This is a genomic window from Planctomicrobium mucosum (assembly GCF_051466335.1).
Classification (GTDB): domain Bacteria; phylum Planctomycetota; class Planctomycetia; order Planctomycetales; family Planctomycetaceae; genus Planctomicrobium.
In genome coordinates this window covers 707834-725784 of record NZ_CP195793.1, presented here as the reverse complement: position 1 = coordinate 725784, position 17951 = coordinate 707834, and the positions used below count along the sequence as shown (strand labels likewise).

Sequence of the window (17951 nt, the reverse complement as noted above, 5' to 3'; positions counted from 1 at the left end):
AGGTCGACCGCAATCCGGTGCAAACATACCGGGACCTTTCTAGTGGACCTTCAATCCTGAAATGAACGTGTCTCGAACATGTTGTCACACCCATGAAACGGGGGCGTGAGACAACGTGTTTTGGATGTCAAATCAGTCGGGTAATCCCACTAGTGCCCTCCCTTGGAGGAGTCTCGGACGTCATTCCTGTAATTGCAGAATTTCCGACGAGATCCACCCACGAAATCAAGATTGCAGCAACACACTAGGAAGAGGATAAGCGATGAGACTTTATTTCCTGGCACTGGGCACTTTGCTCATCGTCTGTGTCGGCTGCGCCGCTGACGGGCAGCAGATGATGCGGAAGAATGAATATCATGCCCCCCCAGCAGCGATGCTGACAAACCCCGGGCCAATGGTCGGTGGTCCCGGACCAGGCGTTCTGATGAACTTCCCACCGTCAGGTGTCCAGCAGGCTTCATTCCAGGCACCAGCATGCCCACCAGGCATGGGCGGTATGCCAGGTCCATCCATGGCGATGATTCCATCGGGACCAGTCCGTACATCCCAGATCCGATTCCTCGGACCAGAGGGAATGAACATTGGCTGGCAGATCGGGCCTGCATTCGCGGATGCACAGCTCACCGCTCCTGATCGCTACAACTTCCCACAGGCGGCAACATACCGCCTGAAGTTGACAAGCATTCCGGGTCGCGAAGGTCTGGTTCTCTATCCTTCACTCCACGTCTATCCGACACTGCCACAGACTGCTGCTTATTTGCAGCACAATGCTCTGCCAGTTCGTATTACTGACGAAGATCTCGATCAGGTCGAAACAAACAACTTTGTGACCAAAGTGATCTACCTGCCAGATGCACGTTTCCAGGAACTGGCAATCGCTGGTGTTGAAGAACTCGTTTCGACTCGCCTCGGACCAGGCCTCGATCCAGTTTCCGAAGCTGATCGCCGTGGAACAATCATGGCTGTGATCCGCATGGGGAACATGAACCTCGAAATGCCCGGTGCAGAAGGTCTTCAGATCGGCCAGGGTGGAGCGGCTCCAGGCAACATCACCAAGGTGAGCGGCGAGCAAGGACAGTTTGTTCCACCTGTTCCAGTCGGTGCACATCAGGGCAACGACATGGGCGGCGGAGTTCCAGGAGCGGTGATGGTCGGTGGACCAGCCGGCCCGGGGATGCCTCCTTACGATCCAATCGCTGGTGTGAACGGTGTTCCAATGTACGGTTACCCGATTACCGGAACGCCAATCGGACTCCCTGGACCGCCACATATCCCATACGGCCGACCAGCAGGTCTGAAGTCCCACACAGTCCGCAACACAACCGACACTCACCTTCCAGCTCCGGTCAAAGATCTGTTGATCGATGTACGACACGAACCAGGCATCAACATGCCTGAACCTGTCAAGTACATCCAGTACACAGAGAAGCACCCAAGCTACCAGCAAGGTGAACTCTCCATGCCAGCATGGGCTGCTCCTCAGCAGTAGTTGTGAAAAGTGATATCGAGGTCAGCCGAAGTTCCCTTCGGCTGACCTACTTTATCGAACCGCCTGACGTCCAACGCTCGTACTGATCATCCCATTGCCGTGTGAAGTCACCGGCGCATGTCTTCCAACAACTCGTGTTCAACATGCCCCGAACTTACCTGCTCACAATCGCCTGTCTTATCGGGGCCATCGCCGCCCTGAGTGCAGCTCCAGCTTCTGCTCAAGACAACTCACTGATCTTTGACCATCGGTCACCGGTCGGGGTTGCAGGGCGAATCGGGGCACTGACGAAGCCTGGGCACGCCGGAACACCTCAGCCTGTTCAAGTACGACTTCCATCAACTGGGAACGTCACGTTCTTCGTGGGATCTCCGCAAAATGGCGTGACGATGCCAGCTCCTGCACAGGTCAGCATGGGAATGGGCTACGCCTACCGGTTCCGGGTCAGCGACATGCCCGAATACCCCGGAGTCGAGCTGTTCCCCTCGGTCGAACTCGTCGATCGACTTCATGCTCCTGCGGGTCTCGCTGAACAGTTCCCGATTCCGCTAGATCTCACTGCAGACGAAATTGAAATCGTGTTGCAGGATCGAATGGTCACCAAAGTTGTTTATCTGGAAGATCCGAACCGTGCATTTCCTTTTCAGCAAGGAGATTCGATTCGGCTGGAGACACTCAAACCCAACGAAAACCTGATGCAAGCTGCGGACGTGCGAGGTCGGCCACTCGCAATCATCAGAATTGGGGGACGAATCCCAGATGTTCATTCCACAACCGATGAGTTTTTCAGCCAATCACCATTGGTTCTGCCAGGCAAATGAACTCTGACTGAAACGACAAAGAGGTAGTCACCATGAATCGTCTTCCGCTGACATTCGCTGTTAACCAGAGCCTCTGGAACGCACGCTGGCCCAAACTGGCGCTCCTCGGAGCAGTTCTTTGCACCTCCTCCTGTGCCTCCGCCAGCAAGTATGTGAAAAACACGTTTCAGCGTGGCGACAGGGAGCAGGCTATTGCATCAGCGGAGAAGCCTTCACAGAACGCGTCACCCACTGCCAAGGCCGCAGTAGCTGACAGCGAATTAAAGTCCTTCGATGCGTTTGTTCAGGAAGAAATTGGCTCGACAAAGCTCCCTGAACCGAAACAGGATCTGGCTGCGATGATCACTCGGGGTGACGATCCATTTGCGACCGCCCCTGTCATCCAGACGTCAGCACAAGTCCTTGAGGCACCGACCGTTTCTCCGACGATTCCAGCAGGACCAATCGTTCACGACGTTCCTGCCAGAGAGCCGATCGGGAATGGCTTTGGAGAAGTCGCCAAACCCGTTCCTCCCTTTTCCACTGGACCATTCGCGATTATCCCCGAATGCCCAACCGAAGCCCCTTGCAGTGCCCGCCCCTTTCCCGGCGCGGAACTTTCTCGTGATGAGTTCATTTGCGATGGTGGCGACAATGGACTACCGGTTCACTATCAAGGCCTGAACCGTGGTGGACTTGAACTCGAGGATACCGTAGCAGAGTTCAAGGACCATGAAGGAAAGAGCCACGTAAAAGCAAGTACACAAGCTTGCATCTACGCTCCCCGCTTTGGGGCAGTAATGTCCTCAACGCTCCCGCAACAAGGAATGTCGATCGACAAGGTTGCTGGCCATCAAGACCGTCTTGTTGCTGGCGGCATTGGCGCCCGAGTCACCTTGGATGAGAAGGTTCACACAGACGAAGCTCTGGGAATGGCCTCTCGGTCACGAGCCAGTGGTGTTGTCCTGAGGCAAGGCGAAGACCACATCCATCAAGCTATTGTCGCTTCCAATCACAACACGCTTCAAAATGCCTTCGAAGATATCCGCTTTATTCAACAGGGACAGTTTGAACTGGCGAATACAGCCGTCATCGGCGAGAGCATCAATGCAGCCCTTGAATGGTCGGATGGACGACGTCCGGTCATCATGGCCAAAGACATCGGCGGTAAACTCGTTCAGGGTCGTGCCACCGTTCAGGATATGACAGGCGTTGAAGATAAACGGACACCCGGTGAGCTTCAGCTGATCAAAGTTGCAGACAAATCGTCGGCTCAGCCAGGCGATGTCGTGACGTTCACAATCCGGTTCGACAACATCGGTGAACGGGAACTGTTCAGCGTCCGTGTGGTGGACAACCTCTCTCCTCGTCTGGAATTCATTGAGGATTCGGTTGATTCCAACATGGACGGGAAAATTGACATCGCTGACAACGGCGAAGGAAGCCACTTGCTGACATTCGAATTTGAACAGCCACTGAAAGGTAAAACGGGAGGCTATCTCTCCTTCAAGTGCCGCGTTCGATAAATCGACATCACACTCAACTGCTGCGAAGGTGACACACGGAAACATGTGTCACCTTTTTGCTTTTCGTGCTCATGAACTTCCTCGTCTGCAGTTTTCTACGATCCTTTCTGTGGATCGGATTTGTTGCGAAACAATAAAAAAGGAGTTGGTGCATCAACACCAACTCCTTGAAGCGAGACTCCACTCACTCGATTACCACTCGAGAAGAGCGGCTTCGATCGTCAGTCCTGGACCAAACCCGAGAATGACGGTTGGCCCTTTGCCATTCATTTTGCGAATTCGCTCGAGGATGAAAAAGACTGTTGGGGAAGACATGTTCCCGTAGCTCGCCAGGATCGCTTCGGAGTGCTGAACAGCGTTTGACTCCAAACCAAGAGCCTCCACCGTCGCAGTCAAAATTCTTGGACCACCCGGATGCACGGCCCAGCTTTGAATGTCTTCAATTGTCTTGCCACATTTCGCCAACCACCCTGACAACCAAGGCTTGAGGGTGTTCACGATGACTTCCGGCACTCGCGGAGAAAGAGTCATCTGGAAACCGTTATCCGCGATCTTCCAGGACATCATATCTTCGGTATCTGCAATCACGTGCGATGACTGGGCAACGAGGCGGCAATCGGTGTCGTGCTTGTTTTCCTGCTGTACGATAAATGCACACGAACCATCGCTGAAGAGAGCATTCGCGACAAGTTGCTGCGCGTGTTCGGTGTACTGGTGGTGCAAGGAGCAGAGTTCGACGGCACATACCAGAACTTTGGCATTCGGATCAGCAGCAGCCCATCCTCGTGCAACGCGCAATCCGTTCAACGCTCCGTGGCAGCCCATGAATCCCACATGTGCTCGTTCGACATCCGCGGAGAGTCCCAGACGCTGGATCAAAGCGAGATCGACACCCGGTGCTGCAAATCCGCTGCAGGATATCGTGACGAGATGAGTGATTGATGCTTTGTCGACGCCGGATGCTTCAATGGCTTTGGTGCTCGCTTCGATCGCGAGATCGGCAGCACATTTTTCATACTTCGCCATCCGGTAGGATGTCGTTGGACCATTGTCTTCGGGCCCAGCGGACTTGTAATAGAAAGACTGCTTCGCCCCATCCGCTGAAGAAGAATCCAGAATCACGCTGTGACGATTTTGCACGCCAGCCATCCGATACATGGTATCCAGCGATTTGCGATACTTGGTGGTAACGCCCAGCTCAGTTGCCATTGCAGCGGCTTCTGTCTGGAGAATGGAATGCTTCGGAACTGCGGTTGAAATCCCGGAAACAGCAACAGTGACTGACATCTAAAACTCCTTCAACAACCACATCACATGTACTCCTCACTGAGTACTGTCACTCAGTCACACAGTAATTCTGCGCGGGCCTTGCTGGTCCCCGGATGACTGAATCGACATTGATGCAAGATGACTTAATTCGACTGAGATCGCGTGTAAGGGTAGTGACTGATGGTGAGCGATGAGAAATGATGCAAGGCAGTCACGTCACAGCATTCAAACATCACCTGACGAATCAGACAGTTCCGAGACAGAACCGCCATTTGTCTCCGTTCGCAGGCCATTCAGCGTCAGTGTCGGTGAAATCGCAAAACAAAGAAAGATCCGTTCATCGGAATTCTGACAGTTTCACCGGCTCGGCAAAATAAAGAAAATACTCTCCATTGAAGGCAAAAGCCCCTTTCAAACTGCGAGAATCTTAAGACTTCGATTATCCCCCTACCCGCCCCCCATGCTGGAGATCGGGTCAAAGAGTGGAAGTTGCATAGATCTTCAGTGTCAGACTTTAAACCGCTTTTGGGTTTCGATCAGGCGAAGTGCTACGCTGGTGCCAAACCGGATAGGATGGGGTCACTTCGGAGGCAGCATCCAGCTTCGCAATCTGCTCGGCGGACAAGTTCCAACCGATCGCCCCGAGATTCTGCCGCAACTGCTCTTCGTTTCTTGCTCCAACGATCACGGTCGCGACGGAAGGACGTTGAAGCAGCCAGTTGAGAGCGATCTGAGTGACTGTCTTGCCAGTCTCTTTGGCAACTTCATCAATCGCGTCGACAACGTTGTAAACGTGTTCGAACGGAACCGGTGGCCCTTTGTCGAGAGCGGTCTGATTTTGAAGCCGACTCGATTCGGGGAGTGGCGATCCACGACGAATCTTCCCAGTCAATCGGCCCCAGCCCAGCGGACTCCAGATGACTCCACCGACCTTCTGATCTAGCCCGAGCGGCATTAGCTCCCATTCGTATTCACGCCCAATGAGTGAATAGTAGGCCTGATGAGCGACGAATCGCTCAAGTCCGTATTTTTCGGAGACGGCCAAGGACTTCATCAAATGCCAGCCAGAGTAATTTGAGCAGCCGATGTAACGAATTTTCCCTGACCTTACGAGGTTATCGAGCGTCATCATGATCTCTTCAGTCGACGTCTGCGCATCGAATCCATGCAATTGATAGAGATCGATGTGGTCAACGCCGAGACGCTTCAAACTCTTTTCGACGGCATCAATGATGTGATACCGCGATGATCCACGTTGGTTCGGACCCTCCCCCATCGGGAATGTCCCTTTCGTTGAGATCAAAACCTGATCCCGACGCCCCTTGATCGCTTCCCCAAGAATTTCTTCCGAGTGCCCCTGAGAATAGACGTCTGCAGAATCAAACATGTTGAGTCCTGCTTCCAGACAGATGTCCACCAATCGACTGGCTTCTTTGACATCCGACGTCCCCCAGGCTTTAAACATCCCTGTGGTCCCGCCGAATGTCCCGGTACCAAATGTCAAAACGGGAACCTTGAGGCCAGATCCACCTAATGAACGATATTCCATAGACATGTGAAACGACTTTCATCTGAAGACATGCTAGTTCTGCGCGGGTTTCTATAGGCTATCTTCTCTCTCCTGCGCGAATCTGTCCAATCTGGGCGCCAATTCCGTCAAAAGGACGCGCATATCTGACCAATACAGCAGCAGTTGCTGTTGACGCTTCACACAGACTCAAGACTCTCAGCGCTGCTGCGAATCGCCCATCATCGTGTACGCAAACATCCCAATACACCCGGACCTCCTGAGCCGTCACGGTCACCCATGACTTCACCCCAACTCAACTTGAGGGAATCTCCGCCAATCCCCAAGATTCCACGGAAGATTGTCATTCTTTCAACAATGAGAGGTGACACGAAGGGACAAACTCAGTTAGGATGCCGTCATTGAATGGAGTCTGATTCATCCATGGAGGGATATTTTCATGGCTCATGAGCTCTATCACCCTGGACTCAGGGGGGTAATCGCTGGTGAAACCGAGATTTGCCGCATTGATGGCGGTTTGCAGTATCGCGGATATTGCCTGCATGATCTCGCTGAAGATGCCAGCTTTCTTGAAGTCGCCCATCTCCTCCTGTTTGAAGAACTGCCGGGAGAGGAACAATTTGCGGACTTCGTCAGCATTATTGCCGAAGAGCAAAACCTCCCGTCAATGATCCAGCAGGTTTACGAACAGATCCCTGTTCACAACTCATCGCTGGAAGTGCTACGCACAGGAATCAGTCTTCTCAACCTGACAGACTCCCAGCCGCATGAAAGCCTGCTTCAAGCTGGGCATTCGCAAACGATTCGGCTGCTCGCTCGCGTTCCCCTGCTCATCGCAGCATGGCATCGCATCCGCAGCGGACTTCCTCTCATCGAACCGAAGCCGGAACTCAGCTATATCGCCAATGTCTATTACGTAATCACGGGCAGAGTCCCCAGTGCTCTCTATGAACGCGCTCTTGAGAGAGTGTTCATCGTTGCTGCGGAACACGAATTCAGCCCGTCGAGCTTTGTTGCACGCGTGGTCGGTTCTGTCCGTTCCAATCAATACAGCCCCATCCTTGCTGCTCTGGATGCTTTTACCGGGAATGAACATGGGGGGGGAGATGATCGTCCTCTCGATGTGCTACAGGAGATCGGCGATCCGGAAAACGCGGTCGAATGGCTCGAAACACAACCTGTAGAGAGCAGCATTCCAGGATTCGGGCACTCTGTTTATCTGGAGTACGACCCTCGCGCTGCCATCCTCGAAGTGGAGTGCGAACGACTTGCCCGCGCTTGTGGGCGCAACGACCTCGAACAACTCGCCGACGCTGTTGAGCGTGCGATGTGGACGTCCCGGCGCATCCCGCCGAATGTCGATTGGCCGCTGGCACGCCTGTTTACATATCTGGAACTGGACCGCGACCTATTTCGACCCTTATTTGCAGCGGCCCGCCTCGTCGGTTGGAGTTCGCACGCGGTTGAGCAATGCGAGTCCGATGCTGTCATCCGGCCACGAGCACGCTATCGCGGCGCTGTGGATTGCCCGTTTGAAGCAATGCGTCATCGCTCAGAGTGAACCCAAATGTCACTCTTGTTCTCGACATTTGGGTCGACAACATTCATCGTGAACATCATCCTGATCAATCGCTGGATTTTGAGGCGAGCAATCATTCTCATTCTTCCGGTGCATTCAGCAATTCGTTCCTGAAATACTCAGGACAATGCCACAGAGGTGGTGTGATCACACTTCATTAAGACGCAGAACCAGACACGCACTGCGATTCGGAGACTGCCATGATGTCGACATCCATCTGCCGATACTCTTTCAGTTTGACAGCAGCGATTGTCTTGATGAGTTACGTTGTCTCACTGCGCAACTCGGAGCTGCAAGCAGCCCAGCCAGAAGCCACTGAGCGCACCAAACATGTTCTCATCTTTGGCATTGATGGGGTTCGACCGGATTCGCTGGAAAAGGCGCCGACTCCAAGCATCGATCAGCTGATCGAGACTGGTGCTTACACGAACACCGCTCAAATTCTCGGTGAACGCTATCAGGGAAATGACACCATCAGCGGTCCGGGCTGGTCCAGCATTCTCACGGGTGTCTGGGCAGACAAACACGGGGTGCATGACAACACTTTCAAGGGAATGAACTATGAGTTGTTCCCACATTTCTTCAAGCATCTAAAGCTGGTTCGTCCTGACGCCTTTACTGTGTCGCTTGTCTCCTGGAAGCCGATTCACGACTTCATCCTTTCCGAGGCAGATCTCAGTCGGGTCGAGTTACCTCCACGTAAACCCGGGGAAGCAAACAGCCTGCTTGTCCCTGCAAGCCAGCTCGACATTGACACTCGTGACGGCAACTGGCACCACATCGCAGTAACTCGTCGTGATGGTCACCTTCGGCTATGGCTGGACGGAAAATTAGCTGGAGAACTTGAGAACGTATTCGATGCCTTCGATCTCGGCGGCGACTGGCTCTATCTTGGGCGTGACAGTCGCGAAGGGGCAACACAATTTCGCGGCCAGCTCGATGATGTGCGTCTCTGGAATCGGGCACTCAGTGAAGAAGAACTTCAAAAGAACCTTCACGCCTCCATTGGCTCTCGCGATGGATTGATCGCCGAATACACGTTCGAAACGACGAACAACGGTGTCATCAACGAGACGGCTGGTCTGACTGAAGGACCATTCGACGCGACCATCATTAATAGCGAACCAGAATCGCCATCGATAACCGCAGCGAAGTCCACTCAGCAGATTGATCCCACTCAGGTTCTGAATCTCCCCGCCAAATCGAACCGAGGAGGTGGAGCACGAATCAAACTTGAGAAGCCAATCAGCAGTGTTACGCAAGGAGAGTTTACCGTCGAATCTCGGTTTCAAACAACGGACACTGGCCGAAATATCCTGTTGGGGAACTTCGCAGACAAAGTCCCAGCCCTGAACCTGGAGCTTCACAACGACAACACGATTCGAGTCTATCTGCAGCCCGTTTCGGAGGAGGCTCCCACTGAATTTGACGGGCAGGACGAGATGGACCGCCAAATGGCGAAGAACGCAGCGAACATCCTTCAGACCGAAAATCCTGATGCGATGTTTGTCTACTTCCATCAGGTCGACTCTGCTGGCCATACCCTCGGTTTCAGCCCGGAAGTCCCGGAGTACGTGCAGTCAATTGCGAACGTCGATCAACATATCGGGACCGTTTTGAAGAGTCTTCGCTCCCGCCCAAACATCGATCACGAAGACTGGCTCATCATCGTCTGTACTGACCACGGCGGCTACCTGAAAGATCACGGTGGAGGACGGGACATTCCAGAAATTCGAACCGTATTCCTGGTAGTCAGCGGATCGTCTGCACAAGTTGGCAAAATCGAGGAGCAGGTTTATTTGGTTGACGTCGCGACGACGGCGCTGATGCACCTGACAGGCAATGTCGATCCACGACTTCAGCTGGACGGAAAAGCGGTCGGCCTCAAGGTCTCTCCATAGCCCCTGTCGCATGGGAGTGCGGCGTCGCATACAGGCAAAAGGTTGTTCGACGCTGTGTTGATCGCAGTCGCAACGCCACACACTCGCGAGAGGCGATCTCGCTGGTTGATACCGCCTGCCACACTGTCTCTGACGGTGCAATGAAGAGTCTTGCTTCGCTGACTTTCAGACTTTTGTATTGATCCACTTCTGGGAAGCAAATCGCCAGCTGGCGAGAATTCCACGGACCAGCATGTCGATATTCATTGCCATCCACGCCCCCATCAATCCCATATTGAGCACGTACACACAGTAGTAACAAATTGGCAAACGAACCGGGTACGTGGTGAATGTGTTGATAAGCAAGGGGTAAAACGAATCGCCTGCTCCTCTCAATGCGGAGCTGTAGACGATCGACAGAATCAATGGGATCTGAAAGAGTCCAACAATCTGGAATGGCCATGCTCCCACCTCGGCAACAGCGGGATCTTGATGCATGAGTGTATAAATCCACTCGGCCCCAAACACGAACCACAAAGTAATCCCCACGCCAAACAGTGAGCATTGCAGAGCAGCTTCGTGCCCCGCCTTAATCGCCCGTTCTGCGTTACCTGCACCGAGAGATTGCCCAACCATCGTCGCAGCGGCGGCTCCCCAGGCGACAGCCGGAAGATAAGTAATCGCCTCAACTCGCATTCCCACAATGTGAGCAGCGAACTGAAGTTCCCCCAGACCAGAAATCGCTCGAATGAACAACACGTGCCCAGACCACATGATCACTCCATCCAAAGCGGCTGGAGCCCCGATTCTCAAGATCCGCTGAATCGTCTCGCCTCGTAATCCAAATTCTTTTCGATCCAGCTTCAAACCGGAACGACCTCGCCGAAGAAGGAACAAAAAGATCAGTCCACCGGAGATACGGGCGATGCATGTCCCTAAGACGATCCCATCGACGCCAAAACTTGGGATTGGACCAATCCCGTAGACCAACGTCGTTGAAAACAAAGCATTCAACACACTGACGGCGCCGAAAATCAGCATCGGTGTTCGCATGTCCGCACAGCCACGAAATGCAGCACCGGCAACCATACTGAGTGCTGTGAAGAATAGCCCCACAGCGTCGATTCGGAGATAACGGACCGCGATCTGGAATGCGTTTCCTTCGAGCCCCATCCCCCCCGCGAGGTAGGGTGCCGCCGGAAACATGCAGACCATCACAATCAGTCCGATCAACGCTGCCAGCGACATCGAGCGATTTGTCACTTGATGGACCAGAGCCTGATCTCCCGATCCACGTGCTCTGGAGACCATCGCGGTCGTCCCAGTGGCGACCAATGAAAAGATCAGCGAAGCCAGCCAGCCCACGTAAGCTGCCACCCCCACCGCCGCGGTCCCTTCGGTCCCGGTAACGCCTGGAAGATGCCCGGAAAGCCAGACGTCAAAAAAGCCAATCAGAAAATTCAGCAACTGCTCTCCCAACACTGGAAGGGCGAGTAGAAAGACCGTCGAACGGATGGGACCGTTCATGAGCTGATTTGAGCGTTCTTGTGCGGATTCGATGATAGCCGCCTAGTGACTCTGCGGAATTGAAAAGTGCAAGTGTAACTCTTTGGCGGACAATCGCATACAGTGCGAATTGCTTGGTGTCAGTGTCTGTTCAGAAGATGAATTTTTCGTGAACAGCCTCCCGTTTTCCGTCACACAAGAAGAAGAAATCCAATGACGGTGAACGAACGACTTTCAAACACGGTAGTACTCGCGATACCACTCAACGAAGCGCTCCACCCCCACTTCAATTGGGGTTGATGGAGAGTACCCGACATCAGCGATCAGGTCGTCGACATCTGCCCACGTCGCCACCACATCCCCCGCCTGCATCTCGCAAAGATTCTGCACAGCCTTCCTCCCAAGACTCGCTTCAATCGTGGAAATCATGTCCTTCAAACGAACGGGATGATTATTTCCAATATTGTAAATGCGATAGGGGGCACTGCTTGTCGCTGCGTCTGCTGTCGTTCCTGACCATCCTGGGTCAGGCTGAGGAATCGATTCGCAGACCCGCAAGACTCCCTCGACGACATCATCAACGTACGTCATGTCTCGCTTCATCTCGCCATGGTTGAACACGTTAATCGGTTGACCGGCAAGGATCGCTTTCGTGAATAAAAACATCGCCATGTCGGGTCGCCCCCACGGTCCGTAGACCGTGAAGAAGCGAAGGCCAGTTGTTGGCAGTCCGTAGAGATGGCTATAGGAATGAGCCATCAGTTCATTGGATTTTTTTGTCGCAGCATAAAGGCTGAGCGGATGGTCGCAGGCATCGTGCGCAGAGAATGGAATTGATGTGTTCGACCCGTAGACAGAACTGCTGGAGGCGTACACCAAATGAGGAACTTGCTGGTGGCGGCAACATTCCAGAATATTCAGGAAGCCAACGAGGTTACTTTCAACATACGCTTCCGGATGCTCCAACGAATAGCGAACACCTGCTTGTGCCCCGAGATGAATGACTCGGTCGAAACGCTGTCCCGAGAACAATTCGCGAAGCTGAGCACGATCTGCGAAATCAACTTTCTCAAATCGAAATCCGGGCGAAGGAGTTAACAGATTCAGTCGATCCTGTTTCAACTCGACCGAGTAATAGTCGTTCAGGTTATCCAGCCCGACGACTTTCTCTCCGCGAGACAAGAGCGCTTTGCAGACATGGAATCCGATGAACCCCGCAGCGCCTGTCACCAAAATGTTCACGATACGATCCCAAAAATGCGTTCCACGTCAGCGAAGCAATTACAAATGTGTCAGATCTGCTGACAGCGACAAGCCTCCATCGCCCTGATCACACCGCTTGCTTCGAACCCCGAAAAGTACGCTCAAAATGAAATTCAATCAATTCGGATCTTCGAGCAACCTCGACATCAGCGAAATATCAGCGAATTCTGAAGGACACCCGCCGGGCAAACCGGCCAGCAATTCCATAAGCACGTCATTGGAATCATCCACATCTCGCAATTCGGTATTTGCACTGATCCACGACCGAATTTAGCCAGTCCGCTCTTGGAATGAATCCAAATTTCGACAAATCGACTGCGTCTCTCCATCAAACAATCTGCAATCGTACTGACGAACAAGAGAAACGATTGACAACAAAACTCGTAACGATCGACCCAAAAACTACTTACAAAACATCAAAGCAGAGATTGTGCACTCAACCGCTGCCACGCTGAGCCCCACCGGCAAGCCAGAATCCTCTTGTTCAAAATCAGCAATTCAGCCTAAAATACGGCACTCGTTTTGTGCCGAGGGATTCTCGAGCCCGATTCATGGAAGAAGAACGGCACTGTGGCATGGTCCGCAGCATTACGCGGAATGTGATCTGCTTCATGGCAGCATTGATGCTGCTTGGGCTGATGGTCTGCGCAGTGGAAGTCGCCCTGAGAGCGAAACGACTCCGTTCAAATTGGAAAGCCGAGTCGCACATAACGCATCTGAACGAGCTCATCCAACCAAACAACACCACCTGGATTGACGTCAAACCACTGATCGATCTCCATCGCCGCTCGAGTAATCAACCGTCGATTCAAATCCAAACCAATGAACTCGGAATTCGCGGAGCCTCTGTCTCTGTGCCGAAACCAAACGGAGTCTTCCGCGTTATCTGCATAGGAAGCGACAACGTTTTCGGGTCCACGCTCGCTGAAAATGAAACACTGTCCACGCGGCTCGCTCGGACGCTGAACCTTCAATCGAATAGACAAGTGGAAGTGATCAATGCGGGCTGCCCCAACGCAGGTCCACTGGTCAACCTGCTTCGCTACCGCAACCATCTTGCCACCTTACAGGCAGACGTCGTCCTGCTCTGCCTCAGTGAAGAAGATCTCAGCTACGATCAGGACGTCCGTGGGGGATTGCACTTGGATGAATCCAAAAATCCCGCCTATGCGTCCCACCCCGCTCTGTGTGGACAGGGCGTCGACATGCTCGACAGGATCTGCGAAGAATTCGTCACCCTCGATTATTTGTTTACGTGGGCAGGCCGAGTTACTGGAATGAATGTCAATTCCACGCCCATTCACGCTGCTCCGGTTCGACAGAGTATGCACCGAGATCTGGCTGCTCTGGTTCCACTATCCAGAATTGTTCAAGGAAACTCCTGCCAACTCATCATTTCCGTCTGTCCCAGCGCCTGGAGCGTCGATCGATCAAGAAACTCGATCGACCAGAACGGCTCCTCGTTTGCGGAAGAAGTGCGCAGGTTCCTGAAAGAATGGAACCTGGAGCAGGTTCCGGTACAGGATGGACTCGTCGATTTCAGCAAATCGAACGATCCTCGCATCTACTTCTCACCTGCAACGGGAGGGCTTTCGTTCTCCGGAAACGAATTGTACGCCCAGCAGATCTCGAGTTTTCTGATTCAGTCGTTTCCAGTTCTCGGTGGCGGCCGCTCGCCCGAAATGCAAGCGAACACCGTTCCAACCTCCTTCGCACAACCAGAGTCCTCTTCCCAACGACAATACGAACCATTACGGCCGGTGTCTCGCTGAAAATCTGAACACCTCGTCCTACTATGTCCTCTCTCCCTGAAGACAACCCGACTCTCCACGAAGCGATTTGTGCGGATCTGCCGTTCCATGTCGTCGTGAAAGGATCGTCCGCAACCCCACTCGTCGAGAAGACCGATTCGATCGAAGAGAGCACCGAAGAAGAGGTCTTCTCACTCGACGAGATCGAAGCGGCCTATCTTCGAGCATTGGAATCCGCTGACCAGGCGGAATTCAATGCGATTGAGCAGCTGGATTCACATTCAATCAACGATGGGAACGATGAGTTCGTTCCCACATCGAAAGAATTTGAGGAATCACCGCTCCCGGTCGCAAACGCGGAGCAGCGTCCCTCCACACCTGTCGAGGAGATTTCTCCGCTCTACTCCGAGGGCGAAGAGGCTGAACAGATCGTTAGGGCGGAACACGTTGTGGAAGCGATGTTGTTCGTCGGAGGAGCCCCGTTACCGATTGCAAAATTTGTTGATGTACTGGGAGGTACATACACTGACGAACAAGTGGAAGTCCTTCTCACTGAAATTCGAAATCGTTACGAGTGCCAGAAACGCCCCTATCAGGTGGTAGCCTCTACCGAAGGATATGCTCTTAGATTATGCAGCGACTATGAATCGATCCGCGGAAAGGCCTACGGACAGACCCCCAAAGAGGTGAAGCTGGCTCAGGATGCACTCGAGGTTCTGGCATTCATCGCGTATCAACAGCCTGTTGACAAAGAATCTCTGACAGCGACTGAAAAGCCGAACGTACAGGGATTGGTTCGTACGTTGCTCCGGCGCGAACTCATTCGGGTCGATCGTAGCGATGCGGAAAAAGGGGAGCAGTACAGAACCACTCCCCGATTCCTCGAACTCTTTGGCCTCGCGTCACTCGACGATCTTCCGCAAACCGGGTCATTCAGCTTCCGGTGATCCTCATCACGCTTCTTTCGCTTCCATGAGGAATTCCTTCGTCACACTCGTTTGAGGGCTGTTGAAAATCTGTTCCGGTGGACCGGACTCAGCAACAGTTCCTGCGTGAAGAATATGAACCTGATTCGCCACTTTTCGGGCGAAGCCCATCGCATGAGTCACGATGATCATTGTCTGACCGCTCTTTGCCAGATCGGCCATCACGCTCGTCACCTCAGCGGTCATTCGCGGATCAAGCGCGCTTGTGGGTTCATCGAACAGGATCACTTCCGGTTTCATTGCTAACGCTCGCGCAATCGCGACTCGCTGCTGCTGACCGCCGGAAAGAGAACTTGGATAAACATCACACTTATCCAGCAACCCCACACGATCGAGCAACTTTTTCGCCTGCTCCCGACTTTCTTCCACACCTTTTCCGAGGACGTAAACAGGAGCTTCCGTCACATTTTCAATGACGGTTCGATGCGGAAAGAGATTGAATTGCTGAAACACCATTCCAACTCGGAGGCGGATTTTATCGACGGCGGCGTCGTGAACCCTTCCCGTCCCTGCAGGCAACAGGATTTCATCGACTTGAATCTCACCTGAGTCAAACGTCTCCAGCCCGTTGATGGTTCGCAGCAGCGTGCTCTTACCACCTCCAGATGGTCCGAGAAGTACGCACACTTCCCCTTTTGAAACCGTCAGGGAAACACCACTGAGAACTTCCACGTGGTCATATCGTTTCACGATGTTTTTCAGGGAAATCATTTCCGACGCTCCGTTCGCAACCGGCGTTCCAGTCGAGCAGCAAGCAGCGACAGCGGGTAGCTCATCGCCAGATACAAAAGAGCGGTCAACAGTCCAAGTTCAACGATCGCCCCAGTACTTCTCGCCTGGATGTAATACTGCTTACTCAGTTCAACAACTGTAATCACTGAACAAACAGCGGTATCCTTGAACAACGCGATGAAGTCGTTTGTCATGGGCGGAATGACGATTTTTGTCGCCTGCGGAATGATGATGCGTCGCAGGGACAGCCACTTTCCAAACCCCAACGCCTGAGCAGCTTCCATCTGTCCTTTCGGAATGGCCTGCAGACCTGCTCGATAAATTTCGGCTTCATACGCCGAGTAATTCATTGCCAGCCCGAAGACGGCTGCCCAGAACGCGTTGACAGAGATCCCCACTTCTGGAAGCAGGAAAAAGATCACGTACAACTGCAACACCAGGGGCGTTCCGCGTACGAGTTCGACGTACATGGTCGCTGGAGTGGCGAGATACCACGGTCCGTAACGACGCAGCACCGCCATCAATAGTCCTATCAGAATCGCGAGTGGCATCGCAGTACAGGCGAGTAATACTGTCATCCCCGCAGACTGAGCTAACAACCAGCCACGCTGCCAGACGACACCCCATCCACGCACTGCGACAAAGGACTCCTCACTCACGCCTGACTCGAGTTCCTCAGTTTGTAACGCAGTGATGTCCCCGGTGAATTCACCAGCAGGATTGAGTTCGAGCGCTCGCATCATTTGCGTCTGATTCCACAAACCATACTTGGCGAGAATCTTTCGCAATCGCCCATCCTGAAGTGCTTCGAAGAGCGCTTTGTTGACCGCCGCCAGGAGTTCGGGTTCATTCTTTCTGACCATCGCCACGTAATAGCCGCGACCGACAGGCGGCCCCACTGCGGTCAACTCGGGGAATCCGGACTTATAGAAAATCCAGATCGGAAGGTCCTGCAAATTGGCGTCGACCCCATCCAGATTGAGTTCCACAGCCCGCATGGCATCGGAGGTTCCGTCGTAACGGATGATGTCGACAGTATTCGGAAAGTTTTGAGCGATGTAATCATTGGCTGCTGTCCCGCCCAGCACAGAAACACGACGCTTTCTCCCATTCACGGGCTTCCCGAGATCATCCCAGGATTTCAGCGACGCATCGTCTTTACGTGCGAGTAGCTGAAGTTCATAGATGTAGTACGGCAGGGAAATTCCGTATCGATCGGCACGTGGAGGTGTCCATTCGTAGCCGTTGAGAACGATGTCAATATCACCACGGTCCAAAAGGTCCGGAAGCTTCTCCCATTGCCCTTGTTGAAACTGGGACTTCACTCCCATTGATTCAGCGATGATTTTCGCGAGATCGACTTCGAAACCATCAAGTCGATTCGGGTCGTCAGGTGCGGGAAAGACGAACGGGCCGCCCCCTTCCTGATCCGCGCCCCAGATGAGTGAGCCGCGCTGCTGAACCTTCTTCAGCCCATCACCCGCCTGCGCGGTCATGGTGAGTAAGCCGCTCACCAGAAGTGTGAGTGCTGCGATGCCTCTCGAACGACGGTAGAAATTCGCGTGAGGTAGAAACCAATACAATTCCGTGCTCCCAAAACGGTGTACGGAAGAGTAGGACATGTGTTGCAAATTTGACAGGG

General features: G+C 53.3%; 13 protein-coding genes. 7 read left to right on the top strand and 6 right to left on the bottom strand.

Annotated features, from left to right (window positions below):
• The first annotated feature begins 262 nt into the window (after nucleotides 1–262).
• The 3 genes from SH668x_RS03040 to SH668x_RS03030 all read left to right on the top strand — a co-directional run bounded on the left by SH668x_RS03040 (nucleotide 263) and on the right by SH668x_RS03030 (nucleotide 3815).
• Nucleotides 263–1489: a hypothetical protein gene (locus SH668x_RS03040; protein ID WP_437187219.1), complete on the top strand. Its 1227-nt coding sequence runs from the start codon at nucleotides 263–265 to the stop codon at nucleotides 1487–1489.
• Between the two features lie 143 nt (nucleotides 1490–1632).
• Nucleotides 1633–2310 carry a hypothetical protein gene (locus tag SH668x_RS03035; protein WP_437187218.1) on the top strand — a complete coding sequence of 226 codons (678 nt, stop codon included), beginning with the start codon at nucleotides 1633–1635 and terminating at the stop codon, nucleotides 2308–2310.
• A gap of 32 nt (nucleotides 2311–2342) precedes the next feature.
• Nucleotides 2343–3815, top strand: a complete 1473-nt coding sequence (locus tag SH668x_RS03030; RefSeq protein WP_437187217.1) for a DUF11 domain-containing protein — start codon at nucleotides 2343–2345, stop codon at nucleotides 3813–3815.
• A 192-nt stretch (nucleotides 3816–4007) separates the two neighbouring features.
• Here SH668x_RS03030 and SH668x_RS03025 read toward each other — a convergent pair whose 3' ends face one another.
• Together SH668x_RS03025 and SH668x_RS03020 are read right to left on the bottom strand one after the other, a co-directional pair.
• The gene (locus SH668x_RS03025) at nucleotides 4008–5102 is read right to left on the bottom strand and encodes a type III polyketide synthase (RefSeq protein ID WP_437187216.1); all 1095 of its coding nucleotides are present in this window, start codon (nucleotides 5100–5102) and stop codon (nucleotides 4008–4010) included.
• Nucleotides 5103–5598: 496 nt separating this feature from the next.
• Nucleotides 5599–6633, bottom strand: coding sequence for an aldo/keto reductase (locus tag SH668x_RS03020; protein ID WP_437188509.1), 1035 nt, complete (start codon nucleotides 6631–6633; stop codon nucleotides 5599–5601).
• 418 nt (nucleotides 6634–7051) lie between these two features.
• Between SH668x_RS03020 and SH668x_RS03015 the strand changes: the two genes are divergently transcribed.
• Both SH668x_RS03015 and SH668x_RS03010 read left to right on the top strand, forming a co-directional pair.
• Nucleotides 7052–8173: a citrate/2-methylcitrate synthase gene (locus SH668x_RS03015; RefSeq protein WP_437187215.1), complete on the top strand. Its 1122-nt coding sequence runs from the start codon at nucleotides 7052–7054 to the stop codon at nucleotides 8171–8173.
• Nucleotides 8174–8391: 218 nt separating this feature from the next.
• Entirely contained in the window at nucleotides 8392–10092 is a 1701-nt protein-coding gene (locus SH668x_RS03010; RefSeq protein ID WP_437187214.1) for an alkaline phosphatase family protein, read from the top strand.
• Between the two features lie 165 nt (nucleotides 10093–10257).
• Here SH668x_RS03010 and SH668x_RS03005 read toward each other — a convergent pair whose 3' ends face one another.
• Both SH668x_RS03005 and SH668x_RS03000 read right to left on the bottom strand, forming a co-directional pair.
• Complete coding sequence (locus tag SH668x_RS03005) at nucleotides 10258–11598, bottom strand: MATE family efflux transporter (RefSeq protein ID WP_437187213.1); 1341 nt, start codon at nucleotides 11596–11598, stop codon at nucleotides 10258–10260.
• Nucleotides 11599–11811: 213 nt separating this feature from the next.
• On the bottom strand, nucleotides 11812–12822 hold the full coding sequence (locus SH668x_RS03000; RefSeq protein WP_437188508.1) for an NAD-dependent epimerase: 1011 nt from the start codon (nucleotides 12820–12822) through the stop codon (nucleotides 11812–11814).
• A 569-nt stretch (nucleotides 12823–13391) separates the two neighbouring features.
• Between SH668x_RS03000 and SH668x_RS02995 the strand changes: the two genes are divergently transcribed.
• Nucleotides 13392–14612, top strand: coding sequence for a hypothetical protein (locus SH668x_RS02995; RefSeq protein ID WP_437187212.1), 1221 nt, complete (start codon nucleotides 13392–13394; stop codon nucleotides 14610–14612).
• A gap of 23 nt (nucleotides 14613–14635) precedes the next feature.
• Complete coding sequence (gene scpB, locus SH668x_RS02990; RefSeq protein WP_437187211.1) at nucleotides 14636–15538, top strand: SMC-Scp complex subunit ScpB; 903 nt, start codon at nucleotides 14636–14638, stop codon at nucleotides 15536–15538.
• Nucleotides 15539–15544: 6 nt separating this feature from the next.
• On the opposite strand, the gene SH668x_RS02985 is transcribed toward scpB, so the two are convergent.
• Together SH668x_RS02985 and SH668x_RS02980 are read right to left on the bottom strand one after the other, a co-directional pair.
• Entirely contained in the window at nucleotides 15545–16288 is a 744-nt protein-coding gene (locus SH668x_RS02985; RefSeq protein WP_437187210.1) for an amino acid ABC transporter ATP-binding protein, read from the bottom strand.
• Nucleotides 16285–17892, bottom strand: a complete 1608-nt coding sequence (locus SH668x_RS02980) for an ABC transporter permease subunit (RefSeq protein ID WP_437187209.1) — start codon at nucleotides 17890–17892, stop codon at nucleotides 16285–16287. Before SH668x_RS02980 ends, SH668x_RS02985 begins: the two co-directional genes overlap by 4 nt.
• Between the last annotated feature and the right edge of the window lie 59 nt (nucleotides 17893–17951).

Bases quoted from the DNA above. Each gene is read 5' to 3' on its own strand.
- SH668x_RS03040 (WP_437187219.1), top strand. From the start codon at position 263: ATGAGACTTTATTTCCTGGCACTGGGCACTTTGCTCATCGTCTGTGTC.
- SH668x_RS03035 (WP_437187218.1), top strand. From the start codon at position 1,633: ATGCCCCGAACTTACCTGCTCACAATCGCCTGTCTTATCGGGGCCATC.
- SH668x_RS03030 (WP_437187217.1), top strand. From the start codon at position 2,343: ATGAATCGTCTTCCGCTGACATTCGCTGTTAACCAGAGCCTCTGGAAC.
- SH668x_RS03025 (WP_437187216.1), bottom strand. From the start codon at position 5,102: ATGTCAGTCACTGTTGCTGTTTCCGGGATTTCAACCGCAGTTCCGAAG.
- SH668x_RS03020 (WP_437188509.1), bottom strand. From the start codon at position 6,633: ATGGAATATCGTTCATTAGGTGGATCTGGCCTCAAGGTTCCCGTTTTG.
- SH668x_RS03015 (WP_437187215.1), top strand. From the start codon at position 7,052: ATGGCTCATGAGCTCTATCACCCTGGACTCAGGGGGGTAATCGCTGGT.
- SH668x_RS03010 (WP_437187214.1), top strand. From the start codon at position 8,392: ATGATGTCGACATCCATCTGCCGATACTCTTTCAGTTTGACAGCAGCG.
- SH668x_RS03005 (WP_437187213.1), bottom strand. From the start codon at position 11,598: ATGAACGGTCCCATCCGTTCGACGGTCTTTCTACTCGCCCTTCCAGTG.
- SH668x_RS02995 (WP_437187212.1), top strand. From the start codon at position 13,392: ATGGAAGAAGAACGGCACTGTGGCATGGTCCGCAGCATTACGCGGAAT.
- scpB (WP_437187211.1), top strand. From the start codon at position 14,636: ATGTCCTCTCTCCCTGAAGACAACCCGACTCTCCACGAAGCGATTTGT.
- SH668x_RS02985 (WP_437187210.1), bottom strand. From the start codon at position 16,288: ATGATTTCCCTGAAAAACATCGTGAAACGATATGACCACGTGGAAGTT.